The 23,415-nt window shown below is 43.7% G+C and carries 28 protein-coding genes and 1 tRNA gene; 16 read left to right on the top strand and 13 right to left on the bottom strand.

What is annotated here, in order from left to right:
* Nucleotides 1–4: 4 nt before the first annotated feature.
* Complete coding sequence (locus tag FFM78_RS04665; protein WP_137637274.1) at nt 5–1,531, top strand: ABC transporter permease/substrate-binding protein; 1,527 nt, start codon at nt 5–7, stop codon at nt 1,529–1,531.
* A gap of 90 nt (nt 1,532–1,621) precedes the next feature.
* Here FFM78_RS04665 and FFM78_RS04660 read toward each other — a convergent pair whose 3' ends face one another.
* The gene (locus FFM78_RS04660; protein WP_137637273.1) at nt 1,622–2,059 is read right to left on the bottom strand and encodes an Rrf2 family transcriptional regulator; all 438 of its coding nucleotides are present in this window, start codon (nt 2,057–2,059) and stop codon (nt 1,622–1,624) included.
* A gap of 214 nt (nt 2,060–2,273) precedes the next feature.
* Here FFM78_RS04660 and FFM78_RS04655 point away from each other — a divergent pair, with 214 nt between their 5' ends.
* The gene (locus tag FFM78_RS04655) at nt 2,274–3,134 is read left to right on the top strand and encodes an SDR family oxidoreductase (RefSeq protein ID WP_137637272.1); all 861 of its coding nucleotides are present in this window, start codon (nt 2,274–2,276) and stop codon (nt 3,132–3,134) included.
* A 9-nt stretch (nt 3,135–3,143) separates the two neighbouring features.
* Nucleotides 3,144–3,704, top strand: coding sequence for a pyridoxamine 5'-phosphate oxidase family protein (locus tag FFM78_RS04650; RefSeq protein WP_223877012.1), 561 nt, complete (start codon nt 3,144–3,146; stop codon nt 3,702–3,704).
* 73 nt (nt 3,705–3,777) lie between these two features.
* Here FFM78_RS04650 and FFM78_RS04645 read toward each other — a convergent pair whose 3' ends face one another.
* Together FFM78_RS04645 and FFM78_RS04640 are read right to left on the bottom strand one after the other, a co-directional pair.
* On the bottom strand, nt 3,778–4,386 hold the full coding sequence (locus tag FFM78_RS04645) for a CadD family cadmium resistance transporter (protein ID WP_137637271.1): 609 nt from the start codon (nt 4,384–4,386) through the stop codon (nt 3,778–3,780).
* Nucleotides 4,387–4,403: 17 nt separating this feature from the next.
* On the bottom strand, nt 4,404–4,724 hold the full coding sequence (locus FFM78_RS04640) for an ArsR/SmtB family transcription factor (RefSeq protein WP_137637270.1): 321 nt from the start codon (nt 4,722–4,724) through the stop codon (nt 4,404–4,406).
* A 120-nt stretch (nt 4,725–4,844) separates the two neighbouring features.
* Between FFM78_RS04640 and FFM78_RS04635 the strand changes: the two genes are divergently transcribed.
* The gene (locus FFM78_RS04635) at nt 4,845–5,396 is read left to right on the top strand and encodes a sugar O-acetyltransferase (protein ID WP_137637269.1); all 552 of its coding nucleotides are present in this window, start codon (nt 4,845–4,847) and stop codon (nt 5,394–5,396) included.
* A gap of 50 nt (nt 5,397–5,446) precedes the next feature.
* On the opposite strand, the gene FFM78_RS04630 is transcribed toward FFM78_RS04635, so the two are convergent.
* A complete protein-coding gene (locus FFM78_RS04630; RefSeq protein WP_137637268.1) occupies nt 5,447–6,118 on the bottom strand; it encodes an SDR family NAD(P)-dependent oxidoreductase in 672 nt (223 codons plus the stop codon).
* A 116-nt stretch (nt 6,119–6,234) separates the two neighbouring features.
* Between FFM78_RS04630 and FFM78_RS04625 the strand changes: the two genes are divergently transcribed.
* Nucleotides 6,235–6,792: a TetR/AcrR family transcriptional regulator gene (locus FFM78_RS04625; RefSeq protein ID WP_223877011.1), complete on the top strand. Its 558-nt coding sequence runs from the start codon at nt 6,235–6,237 to the stop codon at nt 6,790–6,792.
* A 25-nt stretch (nt 6,793–6,817) separates the two neighbouring features.
* Here FFM78_RS04625 and FFM78_RS04620 read toward each other — a convergent pair whose 3' ends face one another.
* Nucleotides 6,818–7,546, bottom strand: a complete 729-nt coding sequence (locus FFM78_RS04620; RefSeq protein WP_137637267.1) for an SDR family oxidoreductase — start codon at nt 7,544–7,546, stop codon at nt 6,818–6,820.
* Between the two features lie 12 nt (nt 7,547–7,558).
* Nucleotides 7,559–8,401, bottom strand: coding sequence for an oxidoreductase (locus FFM78_RS04615; protein WP_137637266.1), 843 nt, complete (start codon nt 8,399–8,401; stop codon nt 7,559–7,561).
* Nucleotides 8,402–8,557: 156 nt separating this feature from the next.
* On the opposite strand from FFM78_RS04615, the gene FFM78_RS04610 reads away from it, so the two are divergent.
* Both FFM78_RS04610 and FFM78_RS04605 read left to right on the top strand, forming a co-directional pair.
* Complete coding sequence (locus FFM78_RS04610) at nt 8,558–9,043, top strand: MerR family transcriptional regulator (RefSeq protein ID WP_137637265.1); 486 nt, start codon at nt 8,558–8,560, stop codon at nt 9,041–9,043.
* A gap of 70 nt (nt 9,044–9,113) precedes the next feature.
* Nucleotides 9,114–9,638 carry a YbaK/EbsC family protein gene (locus FFM78_RS04605; protein WP_171001840.1) on the top strand — a complete coding sequence of 175 codons (525 nt, stop codon included), beginning with the start codon at nt 9,114–9,116 and terminating at the stop codon, nt 9,636–9,638.
* Nucleotides 9,639–9,770: 132 nt separating this feature from the next.
* Here FFM78_RS04605 and FFM78_RS04600 read toward each other — a convergent pair whose 3' ends face one another.
* Complete coding sequence (locus FFM78_RS04600; RefSeq protein ID WP_137637263.1) at nt 9,771–11,762, bottom strand: ABC transporter ATP-binding protein/permease; 1,992 nt, start codon at nt 11,760–11,762, stop codon at nt 9,771–9,773.
* Between the two features lie 189 nt (nt 11,763–11,951).
* Here FFM78_RS04600 and FFM78_RS04595 point away from each other — a divergent pair, with 189 nt between their 5' ends.
* Complete coding sequence (locus FFM78_RS04595; protein ID WP_137637262.1) at nt 11,952–12,530, top strand: TetR/AcrR family transcriptional regulator; 579 nt, start codon at nt 11,952–11,954, stop codon at nt 12,528–12,530.
* 13 nt (nt 12,531–12,543) lie between these two features.
* Nucleotides 12,544–13,239, top strand: coding sequence for a GTP pyrophosphokinase (locus FFM78_RS04590; protein WP_137637261.1), 696 nt, complete (start codon nt 12,544–12,546; stop codon nt 13,237–13,239).
* A gap of 56 nt (nt 13,240–13,295) precedes the next feature.
* Here FFM78_RS04590 and FFM78_RS04585 read toward each other — a convergent pair whose 3' ends face one another.
* The 3 genes from FFM78_RS04585 to FFM78_RS13965 all read right to left on the bottom strand — a co-directional run bounded on the left by FFM78_RS04585 (nt 13,296) and on the right by FFM78_RS13965 (nt 14,651).
* Nucleotides 13,296–14,129 carry an SDR family NAD(P)-dependent oxidoreductase gene (locus FFM78_RS04585; protein ID WP_137637260.1) on the bottom strand — a complete coding sequence of 278 codons (834 nt, stop codon included), beginning with the start codon at nt 14,127–14,129 and terminating at the stop codon, nt 13,296–13,298.
* Between the two features lie 6 nt (nt 14,130–14,135).
* Nucleotides 14,136–14,303, bottom strand: a complete 168-nt coding sequence (locus FFM78_RS13970) for an SRPBCC family protein (RefSeq protein ID WP_223877010.1) — start codon at nt 14,301–14,303, stop codon at nt 14,136–14,138.
* A gap of 96 nt (nt 14,304–14,399) precedes the next feature.
* On the bottom strand, nt 14,400–14,651 hold the full coding sequence (locus FFM78_RS13965) for a hypothetical protein (protein WP_223877009.1): 252 nt from the start codon (nt 14,649–14,651) through the stop codon (nt 14,400–14,402).
* 235 nt (nt 14,652–14,886) lie between these two features.
* Between FFM78_RS13965 and FFM78_RS04575 the strand changes: the two genes are divergently transcribed.
* The 4 genes from FFM78_RS04575 to FFM78_RS04560 all read left to right on the top strand — a co-directional run bounded on the left by FFM78_RS04575 (nt 14,887) and on the right by FFM78_RS04560 (nt 18,825).
* Entirely contained in the window at nt 14,887–15,768 is an 882-nt protein-coding gene (locus tag FFM78_RS04575) for a LysR family transcriptional regulator (protein ID WP_137637259.1), read from the top strand.
* Nucleotides 15,769–15,924: 156 nt separating this feature from the next.
* Nucleotides 15,925–16,806 (top strand): DMT family transporter, encoded by an 882-nt coding sequence (locus FFM78_RS04570; protein ID WP_137637258.1) that lies wholly within the window; start codon nt 15,925–15,927, stop codon nt 16,804–16,806.
* 263 nt (nt 16,807–17,069) lie between these two features.
* Entirely contained in the window at nt 17,070–17,699 is a 630-nt protein-coding gene (locus FFM78_RS04565) for an IS607 family transposase (protein WP_137637257.1), read from the top strand.
* A complete protein-coding gene (locus FFM78_RS04560) occupies nt 17,677–18,825 on the top strand; it encodes an RNA-guided endonuclease InsQ/TnpB family protein (RefSeq protein WP_137637256.1) in 1,149 nt (382 codons plus the stop codon). The genes FFM78_RS04565 and FFM78_RS04560 overlap by 23 nt, the downstream gene beginning before the upstream one ends.
* A 529-nt stretch (nt 18,826–19,354) precedes the next feature.
* On the opposite strand, the gene FFM78_RS04555 is transcribed toward FFM78_RS04560, so the two are convergent.
* A tRNA-Ser gene (locus FFM78_RS04555) sits at nt 19,355–19,442 on the bottom strand.
* A 318-nt stretch (nt 19,443–19,760) separates the two neighbouring features.
* Complete coding sequence (locus FFM78_RS04550) at nt 19,761–20,477, bottom strand: HXXEE domain-containing protein (RefSeq protein WP_137637255.1); 717 nt, start codon at nt 20,475–20,477, stop codon at nt 19,761–19,763.
* 125 nt (nt 20,478–20,602) lie between these two features.
* Here FFM78_RS04550 and FFM78_RS04545 point away from each other — a divergent pair, with 125 nt between their 5' ends.
* On the top strand, nt 20,603–21,160 hold the full coding sequence (locus FFM78_RS04545) for a TetR/AcrR family transcriptional regulator (protein WP_137637254.1): 558 nt from the start codon (nt 20,603–20,605) through the stop codon (nt 21,158–21,160).
* Nucleotides 21,161–21,408: 248 nt separating this feature from the next.
* Here FFM78_RS04545 and FFM78_RS04540 read toward each other — a convergent pair whose 3' ends face one another.
* Nucleotides 21,409–22,191 carry an SDR family NAD(P)-dependent oxidoreductase gene (locus FFM78_RS04540; protein ID WP_171001839.1) on the bottom strand — a complete coding sequence of 261 codons (783 nt, stop codon included), beginning with the start codon at nt 22,189–22,191 and terminating at the stop codon, nt 21,409–21,411.
* Between the two features lie 110 nt (nt 22,192–22,301).
* Here FFM78_RS04540 and FFM78_RS04535 point away from each other — a divergent pair, with 110 nt between their 5' ends.
* Entirely contained in the window at nt 22,302–22,664 is a 363-nt protein-coding gene (locus FFM78_RS04535; protein WP_137637252.1) for a winged helix-turn-helix transcriptional regulator, read from the top strand.
* 177 nt (nt 22,665–22,841) lie between these two features.
* A complete protein-coding gene (locus tag FFM78_RS04530; protein ID WP_137637251.1) occupies nt 22,842–23,411 on the top strand; it encodes an NAD-dependent epimerase/dehydratase family protein in 570 nt (189 codons plus the stop codon).
* Nucleotides 23,412–23,415 lie beyond the last annotated feature (4 nt).

Genomic DNA, 23,415 nt, shown 5'->3' with positions numbered 1-23,415 from the left:
GACGATGTTCACAGGTATAAAAACGTATATTAATACTAATAGTCACGAGATTCTGCTATCATTGTTGCAGCATATTGAAATTTCCGTGATCGCCGCAATTATCACGATCATTATTGCAATACCATTAGCAGTCGTTTTACTTAATCATCGGCGTGCTGGCGAATTCGTTCTCCAAGTTGCTAGTGTGATCCAAACGATTCCCAGTTTAGCCATTTTGGGATTGTTAATTCCTTTTGTCGGAATCGGCACGATCCCGGCAATTATTGCACTAGTACTTTATGCGTTAATGCCAATTTTTTCTAATACTTACGCTGGGTTAACTAATATTGATCCACTGTTGCTTGAAGCCGCTGATGCGCTAGGTGTATCTAAGCGGTATAAGTTGTTTCGTATCCAGTTTCCATTAGCAATGCCGCTGATCTTATCTGGTATTCGAATTGGTGTTGTGATGATTATCGGAACGGCTACGTTGGCAGCATTGATCGGTGGCGGTGGCTTAGGAACTTATATTTTATTAGGAATACAGAGTAATAATAATGCGGCACTACTAGTTGGCGCGGTTTTAGCTGCCATTCTAGCACTAGTTGCCAGTTGGTTGATCAAGATATTGGCACATATTTCGTTTAAAAAGCTGGGAATTGGGGTGATCGTTTTAGCTATTTTGGGGACGGGGTTTTACGGTGTACGCTCGCTGATAACACCAAAAACTGAAACAATTACTGTTGCTGGTAAAATGGGCGGTGAACCTGAGATCTTGATCAACTTATATAAGGATGTGATTGAACAAGATGATCCCAACATAAATGTAGTAGTAAAACGTAATTTCGGTGGTACCAGCTTCTTGTTCAAAGCATTGGCAAGTAAAAAGATTCAAATTTATCCTGAATTTACCGGTACCGTACTTACTTCGCTAGTTAAAACAAAAAGTGGAATCAATCATGATCCGGTAAAGGCCTATCATACTGCCAAGACTGCCATTGCTACTCAACATAAGATGACCTTCCTACGGCCAATGAAGTATCAAAATGGCTACGGGATGACTGTAACAAAAGCGACGGCCGAAAAATATCATTTAAAAACTATCTCTGATTTAGCGGCGCATCCAGAATTTACCGCTGGTTATGACCCTGATTTTTATCAACAAGAAGATGGGTACCCAGGTCTAAAAAAAGCTTATGGGTTGAATTTTACAAAAGTACGGACCATGGAACCATCGCTACGTTATCAGGCATTAGCGGCAGGTAAATTACAAGTTGCGGATGCCTATACAACTGATCCGGAAATCAAAAAATACGGTTTGGTTTTATTACGCGATAATAAGCGTTTCTTCCCACCATATCAGGGCGGCCCACTAATGTTGACCAGTTTTGCAAACACACACCCTAGTGTGCAAAAAAGCTTAAATAAATTAGCTGGAAAGATCTCTACCAGTGATATGCAGGAAATGAATTATAAAGTTACGGTACAACACCAAAAGGCCGCAGTGGTCGCAAAAGAGTATCTTAAAACACACCATCTATTGAAAAAATAGTAGCTGGTATCCATTAGCGTAAACGTAAATATAAAAAGTGTTGGCAATTAAAATAATTGACCAACACTGTATGTTTTTTGAATCACAGACTTAACTATTTTTCGCTTTACTTTTTTGTCTAGCTAAAATATCATCAATAATACTTTGTAATGTAATTTCAGTCATCACGTTTTCGGCAGCAGCTTGAACTTTTTGGTAAGCTTCGTTAAGTGTGTCTTGGATGTTACCGCCAACGATGCATAATGGATTGGTCTTTTCATCAATGTGTAATAGTTGCCCATCATCTAGCGCATGATAAATATCCAGCATAGTAATTGAATTTGCTGGTCGCGCTAATTCCGGGGCAACGGTGCCAGGATGGGTAGTCAGTAGCCCTGCTTTAGCTAAAGTTGCCATTAATCGCCTGACCAAGCTCGGATTAGATTCAACACTGAGCGCGATGGTTCGACTGGAAAGATCGCTATCGTGATAGATCTTAACGTATGCAAGAATATGGATCGCGTCACTGAGTCTATGTGAGTATTTCATTTTATCACCATTATTTTGATTGAATTATGCTATTGCAATATATGAGCGTATGATAACACAGCAAAATAGCAAAGTAAAAATAGTCACTAAAGCATGTGACCTATATCGGGTTTCAACAAATTGACAGTTCTAATTAACCTGTTACAATAATAGTAACAGATAGATTTGACAAAATTTTATGAGTACTCATTAATGAGTGATGGAGGTTTAACTAATGAAATATACAATTACCGGTGCAACTGGGCACCTAGGTAGTATCGTAACACAAGACATGATCAAGTTAGTGGGTGCTAATAGTGTCCGCGCTGCTGTTCATACGCCGGCTAAGGCAACCCACTTGACTGAACAGGGCGTTGAAGTGGTTAAAACTGATTATTTAGATATTGAGACAATGACGGCTTCTTTTAAGAATACGGATGTCTTGATCTATATTCCAAGCAAAACTTATGACGTCTTGCAACGCGTGACCGAATTTGAAAATACGTTGGTCGCCATGAAAAAAGCTAATGTGACGGAAATTGTTTTTGTCAGTTTTTACGCCGACCAAGAGAAGAATCCGTTTACGATGTCGGCTTATTATGGCTACGTTCCGCGTCGGCTAGCCGGATCAGGACTAAAATATACCGTGATCAAAAATTCGCTATATGCCGATCCGTTGGTTCCGTATTTGCCAGAATTGATCGAACGTGGCCATTTAATTTATCCAGTTGGTCAAGCGGCCTTATCCTTTATTGCCCAAGACGATAGCGCAGAAGCCATTGCTAATTTAGCGGTGAAACCTGAGTTACGGCATAATGGTCAAGTATATACGGTGACACAGCAGCAAAATTATACGATGGCTGAACTAGGTAAGATCATGACTGAAGTGACCGGCAAGCCGATTGGTTATGCACCAGTTTCAGTTGCTGAGTTCGCGGCTATCTATGCCGCTGAAGGCGATGGTGCTGAGTTAGGCTCAATGTATCAAGCTGGGGCAATGGGTTTGATGGACTTGGTGACTACTGATTTTAAAAAGATTACTGGCCATGATCCAGAATCAATGAACGATTTTTTAGCGGCACATTACCAAAAATAAGGTCGGTCGATGAAAATAAAACGCGTGGGTACGATCATTCTGTTTTTATTATTAGCAGGTAACAGTCTATTACTAATTAAAAATCAGCAGCGTATAGATAAACGGGAAGAAGTGACACAAATGGATCATAAAAATATGTCAGTTGCGCAATACTTAAAGTTCTTAAAAGATGATATTCACTCTACTGTTTTTTCAACTGTAGATGAACAAGGCAAACCAGAGTCGCGGATCATTGATATGATGCTATTAAAAGGGGATAAGCTTTATTTTTTGACTGCCACCACCAAGCCATTTTATGATGAATTACTAGCTCATCCAGATGTTGCGATCACTGGAGTAAAAGGCAATGATACAATGTCTTCTGTTTCAATAAGCGTGAAAGGGACTGTCCGTGAAATCGGGACGAAGTATTTGGACGAGATCTTCGAAAAAAATGCCTATATGAATCAGATCTACCCAACACCTGCTAGCAAAAAAGTTTTACGCGTTTTTGAAGTCTATCGAGGTAGCGTAGAAGTCTATGATTTACGTACCAAACCGATATACCAGACTACTTTAGTGATCAAATAACCTTATAGCGACTAAGTCCAGGTAACAAAAAATCCTATATCCCTAATGCAGCGGGTATAGGATTTTTTAATGCTTACAGCAGCGACAAGGCTTTAGCCAAAGTGCCGCTTTCCAACAGAATGTATAATCCTAACAAAATGTAAACAACAGCCGTGATCCAGCGGCCGTACTTTTCCAGCAAGGCGGCGATCACCGGCACCTTGACCAGCAAATAACCGCCCCAACAAAATAGGGTCAGCATCACCAAAAACGTCAGCAGCACGATCAACAAGCCAGTGGTGGAAAGGGTGACGAAAAACGGCACGTAGATCCCAATATTATCCGCGCCACAAGTTGCGATCGTGATGATGGCAACATTTAAAATAAGCCCGCGCCGGCTAGCCAGTGTTTCGTGGACCACATCGTCGTTGTCGTCTTCACCGCTGACCAGTAGCTTGAGCCCCATGAACACTGGAATCAGCCCCAACAGCCCCAGCACCCATTCTGCCGGAATAAAATGCAAGATAAACGCGAGCAAAATGGCGCTGGCAACTAGGGTGCTGGTGCCTAAAAGATCACCTATGTAAACCGCAAAACGCTGGTTGCGCGTTTTCGTGCGACTAAAAATCAGCATCAAAATAATTAAATAATCAATGCTGGTGGAAATATAAGCCGTTGCTCCGGATAAAATCAATTTCCCCATCAAAAAAGTCCCTTCATTTATGGCATGTGTGCGGCACAGGCCACTTGCGTCTGTTCATTGGTCCAATTCAGGCTTTTGATCACCACGTCCATTTCGTCCAATAGGCGGCTGACTTCTGGATTGACCAACTCATAATAATAGTATTTGCCTTGGCGGGTTTGGCGAATCAGGCCGCAACCGCGCAAACAGGCTAAGTGTTGTGAAATATTTGATTGTTTAGCGTCGATCAGCGTGGTTAACTCGGTCACATTTTTTTTGCCCGACTTAAGCGCCGCCAAAATCGCTAAGCGAATCTGGTTATTTAAAGCATGAAGTAATTTTTCTTGTGTTACTGACATTTTCTGACCTCCGTTACATATTAGTCTAGACTAATATGTTAGCCGCCGCAACCACTTTTTTGAAAAATCACTCGACTTAAACCCTAGTTTAAGTGGTAGGCTAAAACTAGAGGTGAGCAGATGACAGAATTAGAAAAATTAAGCACTGGCGAAGAATATTATTTCCTAGATGCGGCAGTCGCACAACGTAAAGCCCGCGCGGCCAAGCTGTGTCAGGAATTTAATCAAATCTCCGCCACTGATCCGGCGGCGCAAACGCAAAAGATCAAACAAATCTTTGGTGCCACCGGCGAACGGGTATCGGTGCAAGCTAATTTTAATTGTGATTACGGTAAAAACATCCGCGTGGGCGAGGATTTTCTCAGCAATTATAATTTAACGATCTTGGATATTGCGCCGGTCACCATCGGCCGCAACGTGATGATCGGCCCTAACGTGGATATCTACACGGTCAACCATCCTATGACCGCGGCGGGGCGGCGCCAATATTTGGCCCAAGCGTCACCGGTCACCATCGGCGATGACGTGTGGATCGGCGGTAAGGTGGCGATCATGCCCGGCGTGACCATCGGCAATAATGTGATCGTTGCCGCCGGTGCGGTGGTCACCGCAGATGTGCCAGATAATACCTTAGTCGGTGGCGTACCGGCACGTAAAATTAAAGCGTTGTAAACAAAAATGCAGTGATCGCCAACCAGGGTGATCACTGCATTTTAATACGATCAATCGACATGCTGCGGTATTTCCGGATAAATGGCTTCAAATTGATTTTGCTGCACGAACAAGTCGTACCATTTAGCTGCAATTAAATCAGGGTCACCGGCCGTTCCTTTTTTGATTGCCGCCGCAACTGAGAGCAGGCCGACATAAATACCCGCCGGTTGCAGCACGTTATGCAAATTTTGGGCGTAGTTACGTAATGCCGCGCAGGCAATTCCTGTATTACCGAGCTGTGGCAATGGATAAACTGATGTGATTCCTGAATTGATCAAAATCGCGCCGTGGCCTTGTGCTTGCATATTCGGTAATACCGATTGAACAAGTCTGATCACTGGGAACAAGGTGAACTGCAATTGCTGCTGAACTTCGGCTTGGGTCATGGTTAAAACGTTTCTAAAATACTGTGGGCCAGCATAGGGACTAAACTCGATCACATCAATGGTGCCGTGGTCGCGGATTACTTGCGTTAAAGTGGTAGCTAGTGCGGCAAGATCAGTAACGTCGACAACGTAAGTTTTGTTTTTGATCTTTAACTGGTCAAGTTGGGTGCTTAAGTTGTTTAGGGTCCGTTCATGCAGAGAAAGTAGTGCCACTTGGAACCCTTGTGTACCAAACTTTTTGGCTAATGAGAGGCCCAGTCCTGGCCCTGCACCGACGATTACAATTGTTTTCATAAATTAAACATTCCTTTCGTTAAAACAACTAGTGTTGCGTTAATAAAAGAATATGCTAAACTGAATGCAACGACAACCAACAACTTTTGCTGAGTGTTGCTTTAAGGAGAAATAGTTTGAAAGTAAAAAAGTTACGCAACACAGAAACCGAAAAAAAGATCGCGCAGGCTTTTATCACGTTATTAATGAACAAGTCGCTGGCGAAAGTCTCGATCAAGGACATTACGCAGGCCGCGGCAATTAATCGGGCGACTTTTTATGCGCATTACGCTGATAAATATGATCTTTTTGACCAAATGATGAGCGGCACGATTCAAGCGCCGTTTGAACGCCCAATGTTAGTTAATGGCGTTTGGGGGCCAGCGTTGATCGCGCAGATCAGTACGATCATCAATGCGCATTTACAGCGGATCAAGCAGCATTGTCCGTATAGTTATCTGGAATTATTTCCCTATATGCGCAGGCTTACGCTCACAACCTTGACCACGTTTATTCAGACCAAAAATGCAGCACCGAATGCGACGATCGCTTTTCAGAATCGAATGAATGCGGTTATGATCTATGAAGCCGTGGAAATGACGGTTGTGGGCACAACGCCGTTATCGCTGGCTCAAGTCATTGAACAATTACAAGCCGCGCTATTTGCAGTAACTGATAACACAAAAATGCAGTGATAATCAAGGCGATCACTGCATTTTTTTAGTATTTCACATTATTTGACGCCAGTCGTAATTCAACGATCCGCGAATTTTTTGGTTGAGTACAAACGCTTAGCAAGGCTTGGCCCACATCTGCTGGGGTCAAAAAGCCTGATGCGGCAACCCCAGCAGCGGTGCGGCCGTAGCCAACTTCAAATTCAGTCGCGCCGGCATGCGGACAAAAGACACAGGTGCGAATACCTTGATCAAGCAGCTCTTTATCCAAGGCTTGACCGAAACCGCGCAACGCAAATTTGCTGCAAGTATAAGCCGTTTCGTCCGCGTGACCGACGATCCCCGTTACCGAAGAAACTAAAATAATCTGGCCGTCATGGCGTTTTAACATTTCTGGCACCGCCGCTTTAGTGAACGCAAAGGCACTGCGAACGTTGGTGTCCATGATCAGATCATAATCGGCCATGGTGGTATCAGTCAGTGAAAGGGTGCGGCCGATCCCTGCGTTATTGACCAAAATATCAAGTTTGCCGAAAGTGGTGCGGGCTAATTTGATTACTGCCGTTGCCGTATTTTCGTCCCGCGCATCGCCGGCGTAATAAACGGCCTTAACCCCGAATTTTTCACAGTCAGCAGCGACGGCCTGCAGTTTTGCTGCACGCCGCGCGGTTAAAACTAAATGACAACCAGCCGCCGCAAAAGCCAGTGCGGTTCCTTGACCAAAGCCAGAATTAGCACCGGTGATCACGGCAACCTTACCCGTTAAACGATCCATAATGTTGCGCCTCTATTCTGGTTGATCGGCCGATTCCGACAGATCGTGCAACTTTTTAAACTGCGCCAACGATGCCGTGTATTTGGCGATCGCCGTATCAGTCGATAATTTGCCTAAAGGTAAGCGCAGCGGTAAGTCGGCCGCGTGGTTGGTCACCTGATCAAAAATGATCGCCACCGCTTTTTCAGGGTCGCCGGCTTCGTGGTGGGCGTTGGTGATATTGGCGTTGATCGTCGCGGTAAACTGCTGGTAATCGGCAAGCTGCGGCAATGCCTTTTCGGATGAGCGGCCCGCCCAGTCGGTGCGAAAGCCGCTGGGTTCAATGATCATCACTTTGATGTTGCAGTCGGCGACTTCTTTGGCTAGCGCTTCGCTAATGCCTTCGACGGCGTATTTAGTGCCGCTGTAAAACGACAGCGTTGGGAATGAGAACAATCCGGCTAATGAGGAAAAGTTAAGAATAATGCCGGATTGTTGCTGGCGCATCGTCGGCAAAACCGCGCGGGTCATGTCAACTAGGCCCCAGACGTTAACGTCGAACATAGACTTAACGGCGGCGCGGTCGCTTTCTTCAAAGGTGCCAAAGTAACCGAGTCCGGCGTTGTTAACTAAAACGTCGATCGTACCAAAGGCGGCGCGCGCCTGGGCCACCACGTTTTGAATTTCTGATTGGTTAGTGACGTCTAAGCTTAGTTTTTTGATCTGACCATGATCATATTGATCCAAGTAGGCCAGTTTAGCCGTGTTCCGCGCCGTTGCCACTAGGTTGATGCCCGCTTTTTGCGCTAAAAAAATAGCTAATGTTTTGCCGAAACCGGTTGAAGTGCCGGTGATCAGCCAGGTTTTGTTTGTCATAATAGAAACGCCTCTTCCATAAATAGTTGATTTCGTATCAGAAATTTTTCTGGTTCCGGCTGCCGCTACTTGAGAACCTGAGTTGCTATTTCTGATTTCTCTGCTATCATACGACTTGAACCTAGGTTTAAGTCAAGCAAGAAGGAAGCGAAAATTTTGAATTATTCAATTGGCGAAGTCGCTGCACGCATGGGCACCAACACTTCAACATTACGGTATTACGATAAAAAGGGCCTGTTGCCGTTTGTCGAGCGTGACGCGGCTGGGCGGCGCAAGTTTAAAGACAACGACTTTAATTTTCTTGAAGTGATCGATTGCCTAAAGCGCAGTGGCGTGCCGATCAAAGATATTGGCCATTTTATCAGTCTCTGCCTACAAGGCGACACCACCTTGCGCCAACGCTACGATTACTTGGATCAAGAAGAGGCGGTGCTGGCGGATAAAGTCCGTGACATGCAGGCGCAGCTAGATTTTCTGCGTTTCAAGAAATGGTATTACAAAACGGCGGTAGAAGCGGGGACTGAAACGATCCACTTCACACCGGGAACCAATTTTGTTGCACCCACGACCCACGCGCAATACCAAGCGGCCTTGAAAAAAGCCGATGATGTGCGGCAATTGATCGATCTGCCGGCTGACTAAGTCGATTGTACTTTTGACTGATTGTGGTAATATGATTGTATATGCAACCATATTAAGGAGACGAGCAAGCGTGCAATTAGTTTTTCAATCCGTGACACAACAGCCCGATTTAGTGGCAGCACCCGTTTATCAGCAGTTAAAGGCCTTAGCCATAACCGATCAAGTTCAAGTGGCGCCTATCGACCCGGCGTACGCCGATGGTGATTTGCTTAGTCAGCACTACGCGATCCCGTTTGCCGCGGAGCTGAATTGTTTGATCGTCCAAGGCAAACGCCAAGCCACCGTCAAATACGCGGCGCTAGTGGTGCCGTACGGCCACAAAGCTAATACTGGCGGTGTCACGAAACACGCCCTAGATGTCAGCAAGGTGTCGTTTGCGCCATTAGCTGACGTGTTGGCGCAAACGCAAATGGAATTAGGCAGCATTACGCCATTGGGGCTACCTAGTACTTGGCACGTTTTAATTGATCCCAGCGTTTTTGAGCAGCCAACCGTTGTGATCGGCAGCGGTCGGTTAAATTCTAAAGTACAACTGCCGACCACTATTTTACGGCAATTACTTAACGTGCAGGTGGTGGCCGGATTAGCTAAATAAGCGCAAAAAATCCTTTTCTAGTCGGAAAAGGATTTTTTATAAGCTAGCAGGCAGCTTAAAGTGTCTTTCAGTTTTAGCCATAATGACCGAAAACAGTGACATTGGCCCGATCATTAGCGGCTTTACTAATTTTTAGTCTGCACTTAACGCATCGATCGGATTAAGTGCTGCCGCGTGGCGTGAAGGTAACAGCGCGGCGATCAATGAGATGATCAGGGCAATGATAAACGTCGTGCCCACGTTCAGTAAACTGATCTGGACGAAGCTATAGTTGGCGATCGATTGTAGTGCCAGATTAGCAATTGCGCCAAAGCCGAAAGCAAGGCCAGTACCTAAAACGGCACTAACGACGCCGATGACCAAGGACTCACTGATAAAAAGCCGCCGAATATCGCGTTTACTTTCACCTAAAGCGCGTAGAATACCGATCTCTTTGGTGCGGGCGCTGACTGACATGTACATGGTGACGATGATCATTAAAGCGGAAACGACTAACGAGATACCAGCGATCACGGCTAAAATAGTTGAGGCCAAGTCAACATAAGTTTGGATCGTGTCAATTGTACTGACGATCGAGGATGAAGAATATAAGCGGCTATCATTTGATTTAAGCCGATTGATCTTCCGATTAACTGACTTAACGTTGGCCAACTGATCGATCTTGACGGCCAGCGCAGTCGGGGTGGTCGCAACATTTGCGGCCCGCATTGCGTCGGTTAGGGTGGTTGTGTTGATAATATTGATTGTTTGCATACTATTGGCGTTACTGCCAATGCCGGCTACTTTGGCGGAGAAGTTAACGGTGACTTGTTTACCCGCGCGGTCAAGGGCGGTGTAGCTAAGCGTCACGGTTTTACCGACCAAATTCTGCCAGTCGCTTTTAGCAATTTTCTTGGCAATTGCGTTTTTGTCTAAAATAATTTCACCTTTTCCCGGTTTGTGGCCGACGTCGATCGAAGAAGTCGTTGCCGATTTGGTCCAGTTAGATAGCGTGGTCATCGTTGCGGTTTTCGTCTGATACTTGACGGTCACATTGGTGGCTGTATAACTTTTCTGAACGGAATCAACGTGCTTAAGTGCAGCAATCTGCGCCATTTGGTGGTGACTGAAAGTTGGCTTTTTCGTCGCTGCTGAACTGGTCAGCGCCGCGACCATAGGGTTATCACCGCTTGGCGTGGTGGTGGTCTTCTTTTGATAGCGCGCCACGGTCACGACTTGTGGATTGGCCATATCGGTGATCTGCCTGTTGATGTAGCCACTGATGCCGTTGCCGAGACCGGAAAATAAGATCACCGCGAACAAACCGATCGCGGTGCCAATGACGATCAACGAGTTACGCCAAAAATTAAATTTAAGGTATTTGATGGCGGTTTTAATACTGACCGTCGCCGGTAGCAAACGCGACTTGATCGGTGACGGCGTTGTTTGTGGCGGGTAGGCAGCACGGATGCGTTTGTCCGCGTCAATTTTGCCATCGGCTAAGTGGACGATCCGGGTGCCGGCGTCGGCAACGGTTTGCGAGTGCGTGACTGTAATGACCAAACGGCCTTCCGCGGCGATCTCATTTAAAATTTGCAGCACTTCGACTGTATTTTGTGAATCTAAGGCCCCAGTTGGTTCGTCGGCGATGATCACTTTCGGGTCACTGGCTAAGGCGCGGGCGATCGCCACACGTTGTTTTTGGCCGCCGGATAATTGATTAGGGTATTTTTTGGCCTGGTCGGATAGGCCGACGCGCTGGAGCAAAGCTAGGGCGCGCTTTTCTCTTTCCGCTTTATTTAAGGTGGTCATGTCCAAGGAGATCAAAACATTGTCGAGCACACTTAAATGGCTGATCAGATTGTAGGCTTGATAAATGTAGCCGATCGTGTCGCGCCGATAAGCGTCCAAGGCCTTTTCGTCTTTGTGATCTAATTTTTGCCCGGCCACGCTGACGGCCCCTTCAAACTCACGATCCAGGCCGCCAATAATATTCATCAGCGTCGATTTACCGCCACCGGATTCACCTAGAATAGAAACAAATTCGCCTAGTTCAAAGTCTAAGTCGATTCCTTTAAGTACCGGAAATTCCTCTTTACCTAGGAAATACGATTTATGAATGTTGCTTAATTTTAAAAATGACATAGGATCCCTCCAGAAAGTTTAATAAAATTAAAAATATTTAATTTATTTATAGACCTGAGCATCCGCGGAATCCAGGTAGCTGTCAATAAAAAGTTAAATATTATTTTTATTATTTAACTTTTTTGCAGAAAGTATCATTATGTGCTAGAATGAAAAAAATCAATTAGCGTAAAAACAAAGGGTGAGCTCATGAAACGAGATCTAAAGAAGGAATTGAATCGTAAATTGATCGTTGACGCAGCCTATCAATTAATGACCAAGAAAGGCATTCAAAAAACCAGCATCAAGGAAGTCAGTGAACTGTCGGGCATCTCATTCGTGACGCTGTACAAATATTTTAAAAATAAAGATGAACTGGCCGATGCAGTGGCGCTGCTGTTCTTTAAGGAAAACGCGCAAGGATTACAAAAAATCGCTGAGGATGATGCCACCGACTTTTTAACTAAATTTCAGGAATTCAGTTTAAAACCCAAGCAGATCCAGCAAAATCTGGCGCCGGATATCAGTGATGAGTTTTTGCAGAAAGTTAACCAGTCGGCAGCAGTTCAGGCCTATGCGGCTGAGTGGAACCAGCAGTTTTGGCGCTCAATGATCAAGGCCGGCCGCGCGGATGGCGTGATCAACAGTGATGTTGCCGATGATGTTATTGGCCTATTTGCGGGCATGTTTACGCAATATGTGTCCACGCACGTGGATGATCCCAAGTTAATGCCTCAATTTGAAAAGTTGTTTATGTATGGCATTGCCGGCAAGCCAATCAAAAAGTAAGGGTGGCCAATTCTTGATATTAGAACGACGTAATTTAATGAATTTCAAAAAAATCGGTGATCATTTTAAGCCAGCACTAGACGCACCAGATGTTGCCGAGTTGCAAAAATTAGCGCAGTTGTATCAATTAAGTCAGGCCGGTGCCAACGAGATCGGCACCAAGTTAGAGAATTTAGATGCCGAATTTCAAGTCAACCACGACCATAATCCCATTCATCACATGGAAGAACGGATGAAGGATGTGCAAAGTTTAGTGCAGAAGCTGGCGCGTAAAAACTTGGCTTTATCGATCGACAACGTTCAAGATCATATTTTCGACGTTGCCGGCATCCGGGTCGTGACCAATTATATTGCCGATGTCTACCTGATTGAAAAGCTGCTGTTAAAGCAAACCGATGTCACGCTGATCAGACGTAAAGACTATATCAAAACACCGAAACCCAGTGGCTATCGCAGCCTGCACATTGTCGTTGCCGTGCCGGTTTTTCAGGCGCAGGGCAGCCAAGCCGTCAACGTAGAGATCCAAATTCGCACGGTGGGGATGGACATGTGGGCCAGCTTGGAACACAAGTTACGTTATAAAACCGATATGGACGCTAAATTGGTCGAACAGTACGGCAATGATCTACAAGGTTATGCGAATGAATTGGCCCAGATCGAAACTAAAATGCAGCATATTTATCAGCAATTGAATGATTTTGCCAAATAAAAACCGGCACCACCGTAATTTCTACAGTGGCGCCGGTTCTTATTTGCGGTAGTTTTTTAATCGTCAGCCTTAAGTGCAGTGGCGCGCCGTGCGGTCACTTCATTGAGCACCGCGGTCAAATGTTCTTGGGCGGCATTCGTGGCAAAGGCGCCTAATGGCAGGTGTAGCGGCACTTGAGTTTCGTTTGTGACACTAGCAAAGATCAATTGGGCAATTTTAGTCGGGTTACCTGGTTCATGCCCGGCACCATTTTTAACGCCGACCACATTGGCCTTGAAGGCCTGATAGTCAGCTAGGGCGGGGATAACGTGTTTACCGGATGCGCCCGCCCAATTGGTTCGTGCGCCACTAGGTTCGACCAACATCACTTGAATGCCTAGCGGCGCCACTTCTTGGCGCAAGCCTTCGGAATAACCTTCAACCGCATATTTTGAGGCGCTGTAGTAACCTAAGGTCGGCAAGCTAGTGAGACCTAAAACGCTGGAAATATTAACGATAACCCCTTGACGGGCGGCGCGCATAAAGGGGAGCACGACTTTGGTTACCGCCGCGAGGCCAAAGAAATTAACGTCGAAAAGCTGACGAACATCCGCAGCTTGGGCTTCTTCAGTCGTCGCAAAATAGCCTAGGCCAGCGTTATTGACTAATATATCGACACCACCAGCCGCGCGAATTTTGTCACTTAATGCCGCAACCTCGGCGTCGTCAGTGACATCTAAAATAATTTTGGTGATCTGACCATGATCAAAGGCATCTAAATAATCAAGATCAGCCATTTTTCGTGCAGTTGCCAGCAAATGTTGCCCATCAGTTTGGGCGACCAAGGTGGCTAAGGCCTTGCCGAAGCCACTAGATGTGCCCGTAATTAACCATGTTTTTGTTATTGTCATGACCTCCTAGTTGTTATTTTGTTTGCGCGCTGCTTTAACGAGACCATCCAACCAAGCCTGATGACCGTTGAGCATTGGGTTAGGCGATTGCTGCGCCAATTCGGCTGCCGGTTGCCCAATCTGTGATTCCTGAGTCAAAAGCCGCACTCGGCCAGCAGCTAGTTGTTCGATCACAAAAGCGTGATAAACGTCAAATTGAGTGGCAGCATCACCGTTTTGCCAACCATGCCAAGCAAGTCGGGCAACTTGACCATCAGTTGGGGCTACGAGTTACATGACTTGAGCATCGATGGGAAAACCAAACGTGTCAAAATGAAAGTGTTCCGCAAAGTGTAACTTAGTGTCCGCCGTATCAGCTAACTCAATGTTAGCCGCATTATCGTAGTAGGATTCCCATTTACTGGTGTCGACTAGGTTTGCCCAGACCGCCGCTAAAGTGATTCCGCTGGCGATGACCTCATTGGCAACGAAATTATCAGTGGTGCCAGGTAAATATTGAGTGGGCCAATTAATTGAATGCATGTCTATTTCCTCCTAAATTTTAGGTTCAACGTGTTTGTGCCGTCACTTTAAGTTTGGCGGCAACTAATTAATTCACTTACTTTACGTAAGCTGATGAACCTATTTTACTTGGTTACCCAGTGCCAATCAATGACGATTTATGCGTTTGTTATGCCAATTTGGCATACGGCGTAGTTGAATTTTGACTGAACTTAGCCTAAACTCGCTACATGAACCTTGTTTGAAGGAGAAAATAATGGATGTTAATAAGCTGAACACCTTTCTTGATCTAACCGAAACTTTGAACTATACCGAAACCGCAGCTCGCCTTTTCTTGTCACAGGCGACCGTTTCGAAGCAGATCATCGCTTTGGAAAAAGAAATTGGGCTGCAGTTGTTTAAGCGGGACCACCGCCAAGTGACGATCACCGCTGCCGGACTAAAAATCTTACCTTTAGTTCGTGAATTAGTGGCGAATAATGCAGCGCTAATGGCGGAGCTAAATGTTTTAAAAAGTCAACAAAGCAACACACTGACGATCAGAGCGATCCCCTCGATCTCACAATATCGCGCGTTCAATATTTTAGCGGCCTTCACTAAAGCACATCCGGAGATCAAATTAAATTTTGCCGAGGCGGAAAGCGAAACACTGGCTAATTCGATTGCGCAACGGCGAACCGACATTGTTTTCATGCGTATTTTTGACGTTGCTAAATGTCCCTACGACCGCTTATTAGGTGAGACCGATCATTTTGTCGCGTTATTGCCGCAACAACACCGACTAGCCACGAAAAAGGCGTTGACGATCGCGGACTTAAGGGAAGAATCCTTTTTGCAATTGGATGAAGCAACTAATTTGTTGGACCCAGTGATCAAAATGATGCAAACTGCCGGCTACCAACCCAATGTGACGTACAAGGGCAAACGAGTTGAGCTGATCTTGGAAATGATCAGCCGTGGCATGGGTGTATCGATTCTGATGAGTCATTCCGCTGATCTAACCGATTTTCCCAATATCGTCGCTGTACCAATTGCGCCTGCCGTCAATAGTGTGGTCGCGTTTGTTCGACCGCAACAGCAAAATACGCCGGCTAGTGATTTATTTTGGCAATTTTGCCAGCAGCACGGCATGCGATAATATAGTAGAAACAACGTCCTAATCAAATTGAAGGGAAGTGACACGCATGCTTTTTTCACCACTTAATGAATGTGATGTTCCAATGATCCGTTAGTCAGCGGATCACACGCTGACGATTTCAACCAGTAAGAAATCTAAAGCGGAGGAATATTAAAATTGAAAACACAAAAAATAATTGGTGCATTGTTACTTAGTTTGTCAGCCTGTATCTGGGGTGGCATGTTTGTTGTCGTCAAACTCGTTGTCGGTTTGGTGCCGCCAATCGAGTTGGTTTGGCTGCGTTACCTGATCGCAGTGCTCGTGCTAACGCTGATCTCCCTTTTGCTACACGAGCGGTGGCCGATCAATTGGCGCGACCTTAAACTGATTTTACTGATCGGCTTGATTGGCAATACGCTATCGATCGTGTCTCAGGAAACTGGGACCTGGTTGTCAAACGCCCAAACTGGTGCGGTCATTACTTCAGCGACACCGACGTTTATGCTGCTTTTTGCTGCGTGGCTACTTAAGGAACGACTAACTAAAGTGCGTGTGCTGTCGATTAGTCTGGCGACGGCTGGTGTGATTATGATCGTAGGAATTCATCTCACTGGTAAACATGTGCTCCTCGGCGTTGTGGCGTTGATCATTGCGGCGCTGACGTGGGCCTTGATGTCAGTTCTAATCAAGCGTCTTTCGGGAACCTATAGTGCCTTGCAAACGACGATTTTATCTGGATCGGTGGCCATTATTTGCCTAACACCGGCGATTATCTTACGTCGTTCAGTGATCACGCAGATCAACTTCATGAATCCAACGATCATTTTATGCTTACTCTATCTAGGTGTTATTTCCACTGCATTGGCATTTGTCATGTGGAATCACGGCTTACGCTTGGTCAATGCCAGCAGCTCCGGCCTGTATTTTTTATTACAACCACTTGTCGGCACCTTGTTAGGGTGGCTGCTGCTTCACGAAGCGATCACCTGGGGCTTTTTGTTCGGTGCTGGGTTGATCATTTTAAGTGTTTGGCTCTCAATTCGATTTGATATCGGTTGATTTGATACTAAATATCGGTATTTTGGCGATCTATTTTAGACAGTATTTCAATAGATAAACTAGTGCGTTCAATCTGAATAAAATCCTGCTGCAATGCTTGATCATTGCGGCAGGATTTTTTCTAGTTAAGGAGTTCATATTTATTGACCATTTAAAAAAGATATTAACCTGCATTGGCTTTTAATGAAAATGTAGATTAATGTATAATTAAGCGGAATAAAATGCTATTCTGTTTATAGAAAGTAAATATGGAGGTGACTAGTATGGCGATGATTAAGCCTAATGATATGGCTAAGCGTTTGGGCGTTACCGTTCGTACTTTGCAAGAATGGGATCGTAGAGGTAAGTTACCAGCACACCGTTCACCGACAAATCGGCGTTATTATACTGAGGAACAGTATCAAGCCTACATTAACGACGAACCTACGGCCAAAAAAATTGTAGCCTATGCACGTGTTTCTACGAATGGACAAAAAGCTGATTTAAAAAATCAAATTATGTTCATTCAAACGTACGCCAATGCCAAAGGCCTCATTCTTGATGAAGTGATGACAGACATCGGTAGTGGACTAAACTATGATCGCAATAAATGGAACAAACTGCTTGAAGAAGTGTTAAAAAACAAAGTTGGTACAATCTTCATCACTTATAAAGATCGTTTTATTCGCTTTGGTTACGATTGGTTTGAACATCTGTGTTCGGCCCACGGTGCTAAAATTATCGTATTAAATAACCAAGCAACTTCACCTGATCGGGAGTTAGTCGCAGATACGATCGATATTGTGGATGACTTTACTGATCGTTTATCTGGCCTGCACAAATATAGCCAAATGCTGAAAAAGGACGCTGATCTGCTAGGTGATGAACCTGATGATGCGGACACAAAAAGTTAGACTTTATCCTAACCGTCACATGATGAAGGTGCTCAATAGTCTTTGTGATTATCGCCGTTATTGTTGGAATGAAGGTCTAGCAACTTGGAATGATATGTACGACTTGCACACGATTGAGCCCAGTAGTTCGCGGCCTAGTGCTTATTCGGTGCGCAATGAACTAGTGGCTAATAAATCCGATTGGCAATATGCGTTGTCCGCCAGAACCTTACAATTGACAATTACTGATCTCGGGAACGCTTGGCAGAATTTCTTTGATAAGACTCAGCCTAATTGGGGCAAGCCTAGATTTAAATTAAAGCGAGCACCGCGACAAGGCTTCAAAACGGACCGCGCTAGGATTGTAAATGGTAAGTTGCGTTTAGATAAGCCGCATGGCACAAAGGTTTGGTATGACATCAGACTTAGTAAGCACGCTGATTTAACTGGAACGCTTAAGGTTGTTAGCGTCTATTGTGAGAATGGTCGCTATTGGGCCAGCTTGCCGTTTGAAGTTGGACTAAATGCAAAGGTTAAAACAAGTAAAAATACAGCAGTTGACGTTAACGTAGGCCATTTTAATTACACTGATGGTGTGATCAATACGTTACCTAAACGTTTAAATAGGCTGTATCGGCGCATTAAATTCTATCAGAAGCGGCTGGCACGCAAACGGGTCGTGAACGGCAAGCGGGCGACTAAGGGCAATAATTACCGGATAACGAGAGCCAAGTTACAAAGGGATTATTGCCGAGTTACCAATATCCAGCATGACATCATGCAAAAGTTCACGACCCAGTTAGTCACCGATTACGACAAAATCGTTATCGAAAATCTTGCAGTCAAGGACATGCAGATGACTCATGTGGCTTCAAAAGGTCTGCAACGCTCAATGTTTGGTTATTTTCGGCAAGTATTGAGCTATAAATGTGACTGGTATGGTAAGGCATTGATTCTCGCTGATAAATATTATCCGTCAACGCAACGTTGCTCTGAATGTGGCCATATCAAGTCAGGTATTGATAAAATTACGTTGCAAGGCAACACCGCACATAAGACCAAGCACCATGAGTACATTTGTTATAATTGTGGGGTAACCCTTGAACGTGATAAAAACGCCGTTGCCAATCTATTAACGCTAATCTAAAATAACTTATATTTTGAGGGGGCTGGCTAAGTCCTGATACTGTCATAGTTGATCAATGTGATTACGCCCTTGTGGAATATCGGAATATCAGCGCGATAACGACAGTAAGCAAAATAAGGAAAGAAAATAGGCAATCTTTCTAAAGTAGTAACCAAATAATTTACTATATTTTGCATAGCAGAGTACAGGATTTGAACCTACACATTGATGTCAGTCGCTTCAGTTTCTCAAAATAAATTCAGAAAGTCCCTAAAGCTAGCGACTATATGTTAGCTTTAGGGACTTTTAAGTGCCAAAACACTAGATTTTGAATTAATATAAAAAGTTTATCTGAAATTTATTCATCTATATATTTCAAAATAAATAACGCAGAGCCGATGATGTTTTTTCCTCAGAAAGGATGAATTTCTACTCTCCTAGATTTTTAGAACTAATACCATAAAATTGATTTCGACTTGAATACAAATTTAAAAACAAAAAAAGCAGTCGCAAAAGACTGCTTAATGCCGATATCACAACGTTTAATCAAAGGAGAGTACGAGATTCGAACTCGTGCGCCGGTATAAGCCGGTTCGACGGATTTCGAGTCCGTTGCATTACCACTCTGCCAACTCTCCACAACAAAATATATTATAGCAAAAGACGGCGTCGTTGCAAAGTGTTTTTTTATGCAATCAAGTTAATAAACGGGTACGCACTAAATTTTGTACAATATGAACACATTGATTTTCAAAACCAACGTTTCACTATTCAAGAGCCAAGATCTCCATGGCGGCACTCTGATGCTGTCATTAATTGGAAACAAAAATACTAAATAGTTATTGAAAACAATACCCCCGCAACCAAACTATGAAAAAAGGTTGCGGGGGTATTGTTTAAGCAAATAGTCAATTTCTGCCATTGTTGATAAATAAAATCAGATTCATTTATAAAATTTAGTCGGTTTGTTGATAAAGCAACTTGTTTGAAAAATCCGCTAAATAGACATATAGAAATGCGCCGAAGAACATGATTAGAGCAACTATATTTGTCCCAGCGATCCCAGGTTTAAATAACCCAAGAATAGATACAAATAACATTATGTGGTAAAACAATCCTAAACTAATGCTAGTACAAAGTGCCCGATAATTTTTGTTAGTTCGAATGAAAATCACATAATAGGTCCATAGCGTAATTGGGAAGAATATAATCAATGCAGTCAAAAGGCCCGTATCATAACTTTTCGTGATAATTGCAGGTAAGGTGTGCGTAATAGCATTGATAAACATAATTGAGGCCATTGCGCTTGCCAACATTTTTGAGCCTTTATAACGTGCTAAAACAGCGGCTAGTGGACCGGCTATCCAAAACATTGTTATATTAACCGCAACAAAGAACATACCACCAGGTGCTTTACCTGCCAATTCTGCAATTGACTGTGGGAAGCCATATGAGCGACCTGTTAAATCAATACCATATTCTTCAACGTTATGAATCAGATAGGCAGCATTACATAGCCAAGCAAGCCAGAATGGGTCAAGCCAACGGTTCTGGTTAAAATTACTACGGAGGATATTCGTTGTGAATAGAAGAATCAAGATCGAGATTGCGCCACCTAATCCAATCCATGGCCATATTTGAAAGTACCATGCGACATTAGTTTGAAAAAACATATCAACACCTCTTTATATTGAAATACCTCTGTTCATTTGGGTATTCCTTACCTATAATTATGGCAAGAAAATCAATTTGTGGTCAACCAACAAAGTTACTTACTTTGTCTAAAAAGGGGTAAATAATGGATAATTCAAATCGAAATGCAAAAAATGATTTCGTAGATGCTTTTGTCAAATTATATCAAGAATTCCCAGTAAATAAGATTACCGTAAGCAGGATAGTCAGCACAGCAGGCTATAATCGTTCCACATTTTATACTCACTTTAATGATATATATAGTCTTTATGGCTATTTAGAGGATTGGCTGGTTATTCAAATACAACCGGCTGTGTTAAACAGCATGCTGACAAGCGGAAATTCAGATAGATTTCTTGAAAACTTTAACAAAATCGATCAAAAATTACTGCCATATCTTTTGGTCGTCATCCAACAGCCATATGGGGGACATTTTGTTGAACAACTCAGGGAGAAGGCCGAAACGACATTAATTGAACGCCTGGGGCAACCCAACAATGAATTGACTTTCAGTTATGCACTTGATTACCATATTGCTGCTGTTTTTAGGCTAGTTGGCCGCTGGATTCAAAATCCTGATGAAATGTCTAAAAAAGATTTTACTAACTTAATGCGACAACTACTCACAAAAGGAACGTTTCAAGTATTGAGCGAGGAATTCTAATCCCAAGGAATTCTAATTGATATGTTAGTGAAACAATTTAATTTATTATTGGAATTATCTTCAGTCAATAATTTAGTACGGATATTTTATTTATTGCTGAAACGATAAGTGTTTAGCCAAAAATCTTTATGTGGCGCTTAATGCTGATCAGCGGCAGGTCGACACGCACGTTGTCCAAGCGAGACTAGTGCATTCCGATTTATCATTGTTGTGTGTGCAGCATCTACCAGCAAGAATAAAGTTTTATATTACGCCGAAATTGTGGCCAGCAGCCGTTCCGTTGCCCGTTCCAGTTTTTTGGCCTTATCCGGATCAAAAGTATTCCGCGACAACTTAACTGGGCTTAAAGTTTTGTAGGCAATAAATTGATTTGCTGAGGTTCGCCGCAAAACAGTACCGATATTTTGCACAACAGTCGCCACATCGCGACCATTTACCCGATGCCAGAACTTTAAAAATAAGCGCATCAACGGGTTCGCAAACACCGACCTGGCCCCGGCCGTGCGGACGGACATCGGGTTATAGAGAATGTATTTGATCCCCGTGTTAACAAAAGCCGCCCCAAGCAAATCGTTGAGCCGATTACCATTAATATTGGCGCGTAGACTGCTAAACTTTTTAAGCCGTTGAAGATCGTCAAAATTAACGGCGCCGTTCATCCCGGGCGTGGCAATATTAAGCATAAAACCAGTGCTGTTCAAAATAATTTGATGTGATAAAATATAACGGCTTAAATATTGTAGCGCAAACGTCACCTCAAGGCCTTCCGTTGTCATTAGCGGCTTTTGACGATAGGCTTGATCGACGGCACAAAGAATCAGGCCGTCAATTTTGCCATAGGTCGTACTGATCAGTTCGGCTATGCGGTAATTTTCTGCGGCCAGGCTTAAATCGGCTTGGAGATAGATTGCATTAGGCAGCGCGCCTTTTGACCGACTGACAATGATCACTTGGTCGCCGTTGGCTAAGTAATGCTGCGCCAGACCAGCGCCGATTCCGCTAGTTCCACCGGTAATTAAAATAGTTTTCATATTATTCCTCCAATAGTTATTGTATAGTAAATGTACTAGTACACTTATCATACCGTCAAGTACGCAAAAAAAACTGAGTAAGTACGGTCAACCGTACTAATGGAGGAAAAATGTTAACCTTAAACGAGCTAATGACGCAGGCGTTACAAAATAGTGCCAATTGTGATAATACCAAAAATCCACTAAATTCTGTTTTTGAGTTATTTCGCGGCAAATGGAAAAATCAAGTTTTATTTGAGATCATTGCCTTGAAAAAGGCCCGCTTCGGACAACTTGCGCGCGCGATTCCTAAGATCACGAATACCATGTTAAGTTCAACCTTACGCGAATTGGAAAAAGATGGGCTGATCGCGCGCACGCAATTCAATGAGATCCCACCACACGTTGAATATGCGATCACGGAAAAAGGCCAGGACTTACTCGCCGTTTATTATGAAATGTATAAATGGAGCGTTAAATATAACTTGAAGTGACAAATTAAAAATTATCAGAATTATGTTTGGTTAAGTTGATATTATTTCATAGTGAGAACCTAGCTGACCTCATTAACTTTGTTCAGGCTATTTTAAGTTACTTTTAGTTGACGAATCATTCTATCTACATTAAAATATCCATAGATAAAAAATAATCTATGAATAGAGGATAATGAAATGAATATTATACTTTTAGGTGGCAATGGTTATATTGGTCGTAACGTTACGCAACAGTTACTACAGCAAACCTCTGATGCGGTATTGTATGTATTATCTCGGTCGGGCAAAAATCAGTTGCAAGATCCGCGTATCAAAAATATTGCGGTTGATTTAAGCGATGTTACTGCCATCCAGAAGCATTTGCCAGCGGAGGTGGACTATATCATTGATTTTATTGGTCGACCAGCTAAAACTCAGGCGGAATTGGTGCAAGCTAATCAGGTTCCAGCAGAGTTGATGTTGACTCTGGCCGAGCAATATCAAGTGCGGGCAATGGGCTTTATTGGGGGTATTTTAGGTCCAAAACCGTTTGTACAAATGAAGGCTAAATTAATTCAGTATTTGCAAAATAGCCGTATTCCACTGGTCTATGTTGAACCAACTTTGGTTTATGGCAATGGTCGCTCTGATAGTATGGCGAAGATGGTTCCCTTACTGAAGTTCTTAGGGCTTTTTGCGAAGGGCTTAAAGCCAGTACATGTGGATGCAGTTGCCAATGAATTGGTCACTAAATTGCTAGAAAAATAGGGGG

The sequence above is a fragment of the Loigolactobacillus binensis genome (assembly GCF_005405165.1).
GTDB classification, from domain to species: domain Bacteria; phylum Bacillota; class Bacilli; order Lactobacillales; family Lactobacillaceae; genus Loigolactobacillus; species Loigolactobacillus binensis.
This window is presented reverse-complemented; position numbering and strand designations above follow the sequence as displayed.

Bases quoted from the DNA above. Each gene is read 5' to 3' on its own strand.
- FFM78_RS04665 (WP_137637274.1), top strand. From the start codon at position 5: ATGTTCACAGGTATAAAAACGTATATTAATACTAATAGTCACGAGATT.
- FFM78_RS04575 (WP_137637259.1), top strand. From the start codon at position 14,887: ATGGATGTTAATAAGCTGAACACCTTTCTTGATCTAACCGAAACTTTG.
- FFM78_RS04560 (WP_137637256.1), top strand. From the start codon at position 17,677: ATGATGCGGACACAAAAAGTTAGACTTTATCCTAACCGTCACATGATG.
- FFM78_RS04585 (WP_137637260.1), bottom strand. From the start codon at position 14,129: ATGACAATAACAAAAACATGGTTAATTACGGGCACATCTAGTGGCTTC.
- FFM78_RS04600 (WP_137637263.1), bottom strand. From the start codon at position 11,762: ATGTCATTTTTAAAATTAAGCAACATTCATAAATCGTATTTCCTAGGT.
- FFM78_RS04645 (WP_137637271.1), bottom strand. From the start codon at position 4,386: ATGGGGAAATTGATTTTATCCGGAGCAACGGCTTATATTTCCACCAGC.
- FFM78_RS04640 (WP_137637270.1), bottom strand. From the start codon at position 4,724: ATGTCAGTAACACAAGAAAAATTACTTCATGCTTTAAATAACCAGATT.
- FFM78_RS04630 (WP_137637268.1), bottom strand. From the start codon at position 6,118: ATGAAAACAATTGTAATCGTCGGTGCAGGGCCAGGACTGGGCCTCTCA.
- FFM78_RS04620 (WP_137637267.1), bottom strand. From the start codon at position 7,546: ATGGATCGTTTAACGGGTAAGGTTGCCGTGATCACCGGTGCTAATTCT.
- FFM78_RS04530 (WP_137637251.1), top strand. From the start codon at position 22,842: ATGAATATTATACTTTTAGGTGGCAATGGTTATATTGGTCGTAACGTT.
- FFM78_RS04655 (WP_137637272.1), top strand. From the start codon at position 2,274: ATGAAATATACAATTACCGGTGCAACTGGGCACCTAGGTAGTATCGTA.
- FFM78_RS04540 (WP_171001839.1), bottom strand. From the start codon at position 22,191: ATGAAAACTATTTTAATTACCGGTGGAACTAGCGGAATCGGCGCTGGT.
- FFM78_RS04650 (WP_223877012.1), top strand. From the start codon at position 3,144: ATGAAAATAAAACGCGTGGGTACGATCATTCTGTTTTTATTATTAGCA.
- FFM78_RS04635 (WP_137637269.1), top strand. From the start codon at position 4,845: ATGACAGAATTAGAAAAATTAAGCACTGGCGAAGAATATTATTTCCTA.
- FFM78_RS04545 (WP_137637254.1), top strand. From the start codon at position 20,603: ATGGATAATTCAAATCGAAATGCAAAAAATGATTTCGTAGATGCTTTT.
- FFM78_RS04595 (WP_137637262.1), top strand. From the start codon at position 11,952: ATGAAACGAGATCTAAAGAAGGAATTGAATCGTAAATTGATCGTTGAC.
- FFM78_RS04550 (WP_137637255.1), bottom strand. From the start codon at position 20,477: ATGTTTTTTCAAACTAATGTCGCATGGTACTTTCAAATATGGCCATGG.
- FFM78_RS04615 (WP_137637266.1), bottom strand. From the start codon at position 8,401: ATGACAAACAAAACCTGGCTGATCACCGGCACTTCAACCGGTTTCGGC.
- FFM78_RS13965 (WP_223877009.1), bottom strand. From the start codon at position 14,651: ATGCATTCAATTAATTGGCCCACTCAATATTTACCTGGCACCACTGAT.
- FFM78_RS04660 (WP_137637273.1), bottom strand. From the start codon at position 2,059: ATGAAATACTCACATAGACTCAGTGACGCGATCCATATTCTTGCATAC.
- FFM78_RS04535 (WP_137637252.1), top strand. From the start codon at position 22,302: ATGTTAACCTTAAACGAGCTAATGACGCAGGCGTTACAAAATAGTGCC.
- FFM78_RS04565 (WP_137637257.1), top strand. From the start codon at position 17,070: ATGGCGATGATTAAGCCTAATGATATGGCTAAGCGTTTGGGCGTTACC.